The organism is Kitasatospora sp. NPDC057518 (assembly GCF_042802075.1).
GTDB lineage: Bacteria > Actinomycetota > Actinomycetes > Streptomycetales > Streptomycetaceae > Kitasatospora.
Genome location: NZ_JBHVEU010000382.1, coordinates 1 through 8,625, shown reverse-complemented (window position 1 = coordinate 8,625; position 8,625 = coordinate 1). Strand labels below are relative to the sequence as shown.

At 74.5% G+C, this 8,625-nt stretch carries 8 protein-coding genes, 1 tRNA gene and 1 pseudogene; 5 read left to right on the top strand and 5 right to left on the bottom strand.

The genetic code is table 11. The annotated features are described in order from the left end of the window. Positions 1–56: 56 nt before the first annotated feature. The 3 genes from ACFU7Z_RS30340 to ACFU7Z_RS30330 form a co-directional block, all read right to left on the bottom strand. Positions 57–1,778 (bottom strand): LCP family protein, encoded by a 1,722-nt coding sequence (locus ACFU7Z_RS30340; RefSeq protein ID WP_380780994.1) that lies wholly within the window; start codon positions 1,776–1,778, stop codon positions 57–59. Between the two features lie 587 nt (positions 1,779–2,365). Then, positions 2,366–2,438, bottom strand: a tRNA-Lys gene (locus ACFU7Z_RS30335). Between the two features lie 47 nt (positions 2,439–2,485). Next, positions 2,486–3,265 (bottom strand): DNA polymerase beta superfamily protein, encoded by a 780-nt coding sequence (locus tag ACFU7Z_RS30330; protein WP_117488956.1) that lies wholly within the window; start codon positions 3,263–3,265, stop codon positions 2,486–2,488. A 193-nt stretch (positions 3,266–3,458) separates the two neighbouring features. Between ACFU7Z_RS30330 and ACFU7Z_RS30325 the strand changes: the two genes are divergently transcribed. Together ACFU7Z_RS30325 and ACFU7Z_RS30320 are read left to right on the top strand one after the other, a co-directional pair. Continuing rightward, positions 3,459–4,220: an SDR family oxidoreductase gene (locus ACFU7Z_RS30325; RefSeq protein ID WP_380780992.1), complete on the top strand. Its 762-nt coding sequence runs from the start codon at positions 3,459–3,461 to the stop codon at positions 4,218–4,220. Between the two features lie 112 nt (positions 4,221–4,332). Continuing rightward, positions 4,333–5,028: a tyrosine-protein phosphatase gene (locus ACFU7Z_RS30320; protein WP_380780990.1), complete on the top strand. Its 696-nt coding sequence runs from the start codon at positions 4,333–4,335 to the stop codon at positions 5,026–5,028. Positions 5,029–5,035: 7 nt separating this feature from the next. Here the strand turns inward: ACFU7Z_RS30320 and ACFU7Z_RS30315 are convergent. After that, a pseudogene (locus ACFU7Z_RS30315) lies at positions 5,036–5,494 on the bottom strand (RICIN domain-containing protein); the annotation flags it as partial. Positions 5,495–5,640: 146 nt separating this feature from the next. Between ACFU7Z_RS30315 and ACFU7Z_RS30310 the strand changes: the two are divergent. Next, positions 5,641–6,735, top strand: a complete 1,095-nt coding sequence (locus ACFU7Z_RS30310) for a hypothetical protein (RefSeq protein WP_074002184.1) — start codon at positions 5,641–5,643, stop codon at positions 6,733–6,735. 105 nt (positions 6,736–6,840) lie between these two features. Then, positions 6,841–7,176: a hypothetical protein gene (locus ACFU7Z_RS30305; protein ID WP_074002063.1), complete on the top strand. Its 336-nt coding sequence runs from the start codon at positions 6,841–6,843 to the stop codon at positions 7,174–7,176. Between the two features lie 7 nt (positions 7,177–7,183). Here the strand turns inward: ACFU7Z_RS30305 and ACFU7Z_RS30300 are convergent, their stop codons facing one another. After that, a complete protein-coding gene (locus tag ACFU7Z_RS30300; protein ID WP_049660839.1) occupies positions 7,184–8,023 on the bottom strand; it encodes a TIGR02452 family protein in 840 nt (279 codons plus the stop codon). Between ACFU7Z_RS30300 and ACFU7Z_RS30295 the strand changes: the two genes are divergently transcribed. Continuing rightward, positions 8,022–8,625 (top strand): hypothetical protein (locus ACFU7Z_RS30295; RefSeq protein WP_380780988.1); only part of this gene is annotated, 604 nt, incomplete at its 3' end. The two genes, ACFU7Z_RS30300 and ACFU7Z_RS30295, sit on opposite strands and share 2 nt — an antisense overlap.

Below are 8,625 nucleotides of genomic sequence, written 5' to 3'. Positions count from 1 at the left end.
GCGCCGGCCCGGGGGTCGTCCCCGTCGTTCCGGTGGGTGCGGTCGTTCCGATGCGGTCAGCCGCCGCTGCCGTAACTGGTGTTCGCGCAGATGTCGTCGTCCGCCGAGCGGGCGTCGTTGGTGATGGTGGTCGGCAGCGGCTGCGGGGGCGCCGGGACGCCCGGGGTGGCGGCCGTCGCGCCGCCGCCCGCGGGGGCACCGGTCGACATCCCCATCGCGGCCGCGAAGTCCTGGCCGGTGATCACCGAGATGCCCCGGGCGGTGCTGGACTCCAGGCTGGCGCCGGGGAACAGCGCGGCGACCTTCTCGGCGTTCGCCTTCTGCCCGGAGCCGTACTCGATCGTGGTGGTCTTGTACTTGGTGCTCGCCGCCTGGCCCGCCGTGCTGGCGGTGAACTTGGCGCCCTTCAGCAGTTCGGTCGCCTTGCCGGCCAGGCCGTTGGTCATCGTCCCGTTGTAGACCGCCACCCTGATCGCCGAGTTGGACGTGTCCGCGGCCGGGGCGGCCGGGGTGGTGGGCGCGGCGGGCTGCTGCGGAGCCGGGCCGGTGCCGTCCGCCGGGGCGTCCGGCTGCTGGCCGGTGGCGTTCTGGCCGTCGATGGTCTGGTCGGCCTTGAGGGTCTCCCAGAGCTTGTTGGCGTCCGGCTGGACCAGGTCGAGGTCCTTGTCCTGGGTGCGGAAGCGCCAGGGTGCCGTCACGAACTTCAGGTCGTGCATGTCGATGTTCTTCAGCGACAGGCCGAAGGAGGCAAGCTTGTCGGCCGAGTCCAGGCCCGGGTCGACGACCAGCGACTTGGTCGCGGCGTCGGCCAGCGGCAGGAGGGTGGTGGGGTTCATCCCCTCCTTCTTGATCTTGGTGGCGAGCGAGCCGAGGAAGGCCTGCTGGCGCTTCATCCGGCCGATGTCCGAGCCGTCGCCGATGCCGTGCCGCAGCCGGACGTAGTCGAGCGCCTGCTGGCCCTCGACGGTCTGCTTGCCCTGCGGGAGGACGAGGTCGCCCTTCCTCTTCAGGTTGGGGTTGATGTCCCCCTCGTAGATCGGCTTCGGCAGGCAGATGTCCACGCCGTTCACGGCCTTGGTCATCGCGGCGAAGCCGTTGAAGTCGACGACCAGGGTGTGGTCGACGCGGATTCCGGTGAGCTTCTCCACCGTGTTCTGGGTGCAGGCCGGGTTGCCGTCGTCGCTGCCGCCCATCGAGAACGCGGCGTTGAACAGGTCGGTGTTGCCGCCCTTGGTCCACTTGCCGTTGGGCAGCTTGCAGGACGGCAGCTCGACCTTGGCGTTGCGCGGTATCGAGATGCCGACGGCGTGCTTGTGGTCGGCGTAGACGTGCAGCAGGATCGTGGTGTCCGAGCGGGCGCCGCCGTCGTCGGCGCCGCCGCCGAGGTCGGAGTTGTTCTTGCCGCGGCTGTCCGAGCCGATCAGCAGCACGTTGACCGGCCTGTTGCCGTCCGCGTCGGCCTTCGCCTCCGGGGGGCGGTTGCGGGCTATGGCGTCGGCGTCGAAGGACTTGATGTTGGCGTTCAGCTTGAGGTAGATCGCGCCGCCGACACCGGCGATGACCACCAGCACGCCCGCCGTCGACCAGGCGACGATCTTCTTCACGTTCTTCTTGGGCTTGGCGCTCTTGCGCGCCGCGGCCCGGCCGCCGCCCGCGGCGGCCGCGGCACCCGCGGTGGCCGAACCGCCACCCTTGCCCTGCGCGGCACGGCGGGCCTCCGCCCGGCCACCGCTGCGCGGACCGGGCACTGAACTCTCCGCACCTTCCGTCGTGGGCATGTCCTCGCCCCGAGCCGGGCTCTCGCCCCTCCGACCTGACATGCGCGTACCTTTCACCGACGGAAGCGACGCCCCTGACGATCCGGCGCACCGCACACAGAGAGACGGCCCGAACCGTTCCCAGGTTGCACATACGACCGTCACCACTAACCGACGATCGTGGCTTCCGATCATATTTAGGCCCGACACGATCACCGACCCTCGGCCCTCGGACAACCCCGCCGACCGACGGGCAACACCACCGCAGAACAGTCGAAAACGCCCGATTACGACGTGACCCATGCCACTCCACCGGTCCGCGTCCACGCCGAATTCCAGCCACCGGCACGGCAGGTGGGGGCGCCGCACGATCGGCACCGGCCGCGGGGCGCGAACCGGCCACGGACGGCAGCGGATCGGCCCGCCCCCGGACCAGGCACCCCAACGCCCTCGCACGCACCGGAGTTGGGCACGCGGGGCACACCCGGGCGGCTTCCGCCAGGACCGGCCGCGGCCCGTGACGGTGCGCGGCTCCGGGCGGCGGAACGCCCACGCCCGGGAACGACGGAGGCCGGATCGGAGAACATCCCGATCCGGCCTCGGTGCGGTGGGGCGCCAGGGGCTCGAACCCTGAACCTACGGATTAAAAGTCCGCAGCTCTGCCAATTGAGCTAGCGCCCCGCGGCCCTGGAACACCCGGGGTTCCGGGTGGGAGGACCACGGCGATCCTACCCGGTGGGGCCCAGGGCTCCGCCAGTGGATTGCGCGGGCGTGCCGGGGTTGTGGAGCGGGTCTTGAGGCGGTGTGTAGTGGGCGGCGCGGACCCGGCGGAGCCAGGCCTCGACGGGGCGCGGGTCGGGCGCGGCGGGCAGCACGCCGGGGCCGGCGAGGCGGTCGGCGGCGTCGGCCAGCAGGCCCTCCGCGAGGGTGGGGTGGTCGGCGATGCGTTCGCCCAGTTCGCGGATGCGTTCGGGGTCGGGCAGCCGGATCGGGTTGCGGCCGGTCTCGTGCAGGCGGACGGCCTGCTCGACCAGCCGGACCAGGTGCCGGGCGTGCTTGGCGGCCCGGCGGCGGGTGGCCGGGTCGGTGGTGTCGCGGGTCAGCAGCTTGCGGAACTGCTGGTCGGCGTAGCCGAGGTAGGCCTTCCGTACGGCCGGTGCGCTGAGGAAGGCCGTGCGCAGGCCGACCAGTTCGTCGCCGAGCGGGGTGCGGACCTCGTAGAGCCCGTCCGGCAGCCAGACCAGCTCGGAGGCGGTCGGGTTGCAGCCCAGCGCCAGCCGGCACCACTTGGCGGCCTCGTGCAGGGTGAGGTCCGGCGCGGTGGTCACCTGGGACTCGGCCGGGCGGTGCAGGCCGTGCAACTCCTCGGTGGGGGTGGCGAACAGGCCCAGCCGGTCGAGGTCGGAGCCGGCGTGGGCGAAGCCGTACGCGGTGGAGCCGACGATGCCGGAGAGCAGCACCGTGCCGGGGACGGACGGAGGGACGGGAGCAGCGGGAACGGCGGACATCGGCGGACTCCTCTCGTACGGACGGGCGGGCACCGCATCCTCGTCCGGGCATCCTCGCCGGAGCGGGCCGCGCCGGGCGAGCGAATTCCGCTCCGGCGCCGGCCCGGCCGCCGATACCGGGCCCCGAGGATCGCGGCCCCGCGGGCGGCCGCGGCGGGTGTCCCCGGCCGGGCCGCCGGGTAGCGTACGGGCCATGTCGACCACCCTGACCGATGAGGTCCTGATCGTCACCGGCGCGAGCCGCGGCATCGGTGCCGCCACCGCCCTGCTGGCCGCCCGCCGCGGCTACCGGGTCTGCGTCAACTACCGTACGGACGAGGCCAACGCGGCCGCCGTCGTGGAGAAGATCCGGGCCGACGGCGGCACCGCCCTCGCGGTCCGCGCCGATGTCAGCCGCACCGCCGAGGTGGAGCGGCTGTTCACCACCGTGGACGCCGAACTCGGCCCGCTCACCGGGCTGGTGAACAACGCCGGCACGCTGGAGAAGCAGTGCCGGCTGGAGGAGATCGACGAGGACCGGCTGAACCGGATCTGGGCCGCCAACATCACCGGCCCGTTCCTCTGCGCGGCCCAGGCCGTCCGCCGGATGTCCACCCGGTACGGCGGGCACGGCGGCGCCATCGTCAACGTCGGCTCGGCGGCCTCCCGGATCGGCTCACCGAACGAGTACGTCGACTACGCGGCCGCCAAGGGCGCGGTGGACTCGATGACCCGCGGCCTGGCCCTGGAGGTCGCCGCCGAGGGCATCCGGGTCAACACGGTGCGGCCGGGGCTGATCCACACCGGCATCCACGCGCTCGGCGGCGAGCCCGGCCGGGTCGACCGGGTCGCGCCCAACCTGCCGATGCGCCGCGGCGGGCAGCCGGAGGAGGTCGCCGAGGCGGTCCTCTTCCTGCTCTCCCCGGCGGCCTCGTACACCACGGGGGCGTTCCTGGAGGTCTCGGGCGGGCGCTGAACAGCCCGGTTCCGTACCGGAGGGGGCCGGTTTCGGCCAGCGTCGTCCCGCCACCGAGCGGCCCCCTCCGGTTTCCTTCCGCCCGTCCGCCCCCGCCCGTACGGTGGTGGCCATGACCGACGCCTTCATCGACATCCCCGGTGTGCGCAACTTCCGTGACGCGGGCGGGATCGGCGCCCTCCGCCGGGGCGTGCTGTACCGCTCCGGGTCCTTCCACACCCTCACCGAGGAGGGCGCCCGGCGGCTCAAGGCGCTCGGCCTGCGGACGGTGTTCGACCTGCGCAGCGCGTTCGAGCTGCGGACCTGGCCGGACCAGCGGCACGGCCTCGACCACGAGTCCCTCAACCTGCCGACCCTGCCCGCCGACCGCAAGGACGTCGACCGGCCCTGGCCCGAGGACCAGGCGGCCCTCTACCCCTTCATGGCCGAGACGGCCGGCCCCTCGCTGGCCGCCGTGGTCCGCCGCCTCGCCGCGCCGGACTCACTGGCCGCCGTCGTCCACTGCGCCGTCGGCAAGGACCGCACCGGCCTCACCATCGCCGTCCTCCAGTCCCTGCTGGGCGCCTCCGAGGCCGAGATCACCACCGACTTCCTGCGCTCCAACGTCGGCCTCGGCCTCGACAAGGGCCCCACCCCGTACGTCGACGAGACCGGCACCGAGCGGATCTCCCGCCCGGTCGACGCCGGGCACCTCGCCTCCTCGCTGGCCTGGATCCACGACCACCACGGCAGCGTCCCCGACTACCTGCGCCACCACGGCACGACGGACGCCGAACTCGACGCCGTCCGCGCCAAGCTCTCGGACTGACCGGCCGTCAGCCCTCCCGGCGCTCGAAGCGCCACCACTGCGCCGGGGCGTCGGCGTCCTCCCGCTGGTGGACGTCGGCCTCCGGGGTGTCGCCCGCCGTCAGGGGCTTGCCGCTGATGAAGCTGGTCACCGTGTAGGTGCCCGGGGCGTCGACGTGGGCCTCCAGCAGCCACTCCTGGGCGCCGAAGGCGTTGGCCGACCACTGCTGGATCCGGACGCCGTCCTCCGTCGAGGCGCCGGCGACGTCCAGGCGCTTCCCGCTGCCGACGTTCTCGATGTGGAACAGCGCGCCGCCCGGGTGGACGGCGGTGAGCCGCCAGAGCCGGGCGTCGCTGCCGTCGTCCGCGCCGAGGACGATCCGGGCGCCGCTGCGCCGGGAGCCGTCGGCGACCCGCAGCAGCAGGCCGCTGCCGACGTTGCGGACGAGGTAGCTGCCGTCGGTGATCGCGGAGTCTGTCACGATCGCAGTCTGCCACCGGGCACCGACAGGCCGTCCCGCACCGCCGTACGGGCCACCGTGCGGGCCACCGTGCGGGCCGCCGGCCGAGGGCTCTCCGCAGGGGGCGCGGAGGAGTTTCCGCCGGACCGGCCCCGCCCCCTATGCTGCGGCGAATGTCCACCGAGCAGATACCGTCGCACCGTCAACAGCCCACCTTCTCCGAAGCCGTGGCCGCCCTGGAGGCCGTGGTCGCGGCCGGGGACGACGAGCGGTTCGGGCCCGCCCTCGGCCTGGTCGGCGGGCTGTTCGGCGCGGCCGACCCGGCGGAGCGGGTGGCGGCCGGCCCCCGGCTGGCCGCGCTGCTGCCGGACGCCCCGCCCTTCCCCCGCGCGCACCTGGCCATGGTGGTGGGCGCCTGCGTCGAGCACGGCGCCGACCCGGTCGCCTGCTCCGGCCCGGTGCTGGCCGGTCTGCGCGGGGCGCTGACCGGCGCGCAGCTGCTGGTCCGGCGCTGGGTCTCCACCGGCGGCGGCCCGCTGCCCAGCGCGGAGGAGGACGATCCGGCCGAGGCGCACGAGCGGATCGCCGACCCGGCGCACCTGGACGAGTGGCACGCGCACCTGGCCGTGGTCGCCTGGTGGACGCTGCACCTGTGGCAGCAGGCGGCCTGGGCGGTGTACGCGCACGCGGAGGTCCGGGCCGAGGCCCGCGCCTCGGGCGTGACCGAGGTGCTCCTGGAGCTGTTCGACCGCTACCAGGGCGAGCAGCACGACTTCAAGGGCCTGGTCCACCTGGCGCTGATGCTGGACGACGAGCCGCTGCTGGTGCTCGACCGCCCCACCGGCACCGGCTACCTGCTGCGGATGAGCGGCCTGAGCGACACCTTCCAGCTGCACACCCTGCTCGCCGACGTGCTGATCGGCGGCGGCCACCTGCCCGGCACCCCGCAGGAGCGGGAGGTGGTGGCGCTGGCCCGGACGGCGTTCCTGGACGGCCGCCGGGTGATCGCCACCGGTGCCTTCAACCTGGTCGCGCCGGACGGCTCCTGGATCTGGAACGAGGGGACGCCGGGCGATATCCCGGTGGTGGACGGCGTGCGCACCCTGGTGCTGGAGCCGCTGCCGTACGAGCGCAGCTGGTCGGCCGGGCGGTTCATCCAGGAGGTTCCGGGCGACCTGCGGCTGGAGCGGGTGCTCGACCCGGTGGAGGCCGCCCGTCGGCTGGCCGCCACGGTGCCGGGGCAGACGCCCGCCGAGGCGTTCCGGTAGACCGGGCGCTCCGGGTCCAGGCGTTCCGGGAGGCCCCGACGGCCCCGCCCGTTCACCGGGTTAGGGTCGGAAGCCGACACAGCCCCCCTACGAGTGGAGTCGACGATGGCGAAGGTCCCGAACGTGATCGCGGCCGCCGCGCCCGCCGCGCTGACCGCGGCGAGCGGTCTGGTCGGCGGTTACGGCGTCGCCCGCTGGAGCGGCCGGCGCGAACTGGGCGGCGCGGTGCTGGCGGTGGCCGGCGCCGGGGCGGCCGCGCAGTGGCGCCGGAGCTCGGGCACGGGCACCGCGGCGGCGCTGACCGGCCTGTACGTGGCGGCCTTCGGCGGCTCGCACCCGCTGGCGAAGAAGATCGGCGCCTGGCCGTCCGTGTTCGCGGTGACCGGCGTGGTCGCGGCGGCCTCCACGGCCGCGACGGCGCTCTCCGCCCGCAAGCGCTAGCCGGCCCTCACCGGACCGCGCGCTCCGCACCGAACCGGGCCTCGAAGGCGGCCCGGTTCGCCGAGACCGGCGCGCGGTCCCAGACCGCGAACACCACCCGGTCGAACGCCGCCCCGTACCGGGCCAGCGCCCCCTCGAAGGCCTCGGCGACCTGCGCCGGGTCGTTGCCGAACACCCCGCAGCCCCAGGCGCCGAGCACCAGCGTGCGCAGCTCGTGCCGGGCGGCCGCGGCGAGCACCCGCACGGCCCGCTCGGCGAGCACGCCGCGGACGTCCGTACCGGGTGAACGCCGTTCCAGCTGACCGGCGTTGGGCGCGGGCGAGGTCAGGAAGGAGACCGGGTACGGCCGCGCCAGCAGCTCGCCGCGCCCGTCCCGGATCACCGGCACCGCCGGCGAGACGATCACCCGGTGGCTGTACCGGAGGTCGGTGGAGGCCCGGTGCGCCTCGTAGTAGTCCGGTGCCTCCAGCAGGCAGCTGTACAGCAGCGCGCTGCGGCACAGGTCCTCCTCCTGGGCGCGGGCGCCGCGCAGGTAGCCGCCGCCGGGGTTGCGCGCGGAGGCGAAGTTCAGCACCCCGACCGGCCCCGCCCCGGCGTCGACCAGCCGGCGGGCGGCCTGGACGCTCCCCTCGGCCGTGACCTCGATCCGCCCGGCCGCCGGCCCCGGCCCGCGGCCGCCCTCCGCCAGCAGCGCGTCCAGCCGCTCCGGCGCGTACGACACCGTGCCGGCCTTCGCCGCCGCCAACTCCTCCCCCACCCGCACGAGTTCACCCCCGGCCGTCCGGTAGCTCCCGCGCTCGGCGATCTCCTCGTTCACCCGTGCCACGTCGTGCAGTCTGCTGCTCATGGCCGCGACGCTACGGGACTACCGCGCCCGTGCGCCACAGGTTATTCTCACTTCCAGAACAACACCCCGGGGGGATGGCGGGGTGTCCGCGTGGGGGAAACGCGAAGGGCCCGCTCCAGGGGAGGAGCGGGCCCTTCGTGCGTTTCACGCGGTCGGCCCGGCCGTGTGGTCGGCCCGGCCGCACGTTCAGCCCGGCCGGCGGTCGGTCACCGCCGGTGCGGCGTCAGTTCTTCCAGCGCGGCTTGCGGTCGTCGCCGCCACCGAAGCCACCCGAACGGCCGCCGCGGTCGTCACGGTCACGGCCACCGCCGAAGCCGCCACGGTCACGGTTGAAGCCACCGCGGTCGGACTGCGGACGGCCACCGGAGCGGTGGTCGTCGCGGCGCGAGAACGGACGGCTGCTGCCGCCGCGCTCGTCACGGTCCCGGCCGAAGGACGGACGGTCGCCGAAGGAGCGGGCCGGACGGTCGCCGCCGCCGAAGCCACCCGAACGGCCGCCGCGGTCGTCGCGGTCGCGGTTGAAGCCACCGCGCTCGCGGTCGCCGCCACCGAAGCCACCCGAACGGCCACCACGGTCGTCACGGTCACGACCGCCACCGAAG

Bases quoted from the DNA above. Each gene is read 5' to 3' on its own strand.
- ACFU7Z_RS30305 (WP_074002063.1), top strand. From the start codon at position 6,841: ATGGCGAAGGTCCCGAACGTGATCGCGGCCGCCGCGCCCGCCGCGCTG.
- ACFU7Z_RS30320 (WP_380780990.1), top strand. From the start codon at position 4,333: ATGACCGACGCCTTCATCGACATCCCCGGTGTGCGCAACTTCCGTGAC.
- ACFU7Z_RS30300 (WP_049660839.1), bottom strand. From the start codon at position 8,023: ATGAGCAGCAGACTGCACGACGTGGCACGGGTGAACGAGGAGATCGCC.
- ACFU7Z_RS30340 (WP_380780994.1), bottom strand. From the start codon at position 1,778: ATGCCCACGACGGAAGGTGCGGAGAGTTCAGTGCCCGGTCCGCGCAGC.
- ACFU7Z_RS30310 (WP_074002184.1), top strand. From the start codon at position 5,641: ATGTCCACCGAGCAGATACCGTCGCACCGTCAACAGCCCACCTTCTCC.
- ACFU7Z_RS30330 (WP_117488956.1), bottom strand. From the start codon at position 3,265: ATGTCCGCCGTTCCCGCTGCTCCCGTCCCTCCGTCCGTCCCCGGCACG.
- ACFU7Z_RS30325 (WP_380780992.1), top strand. From the start codon at position 3,459: ATGTCGACCACCCTGACCGATGAGGTCCTGATCGTCACCGGCGCGAGC.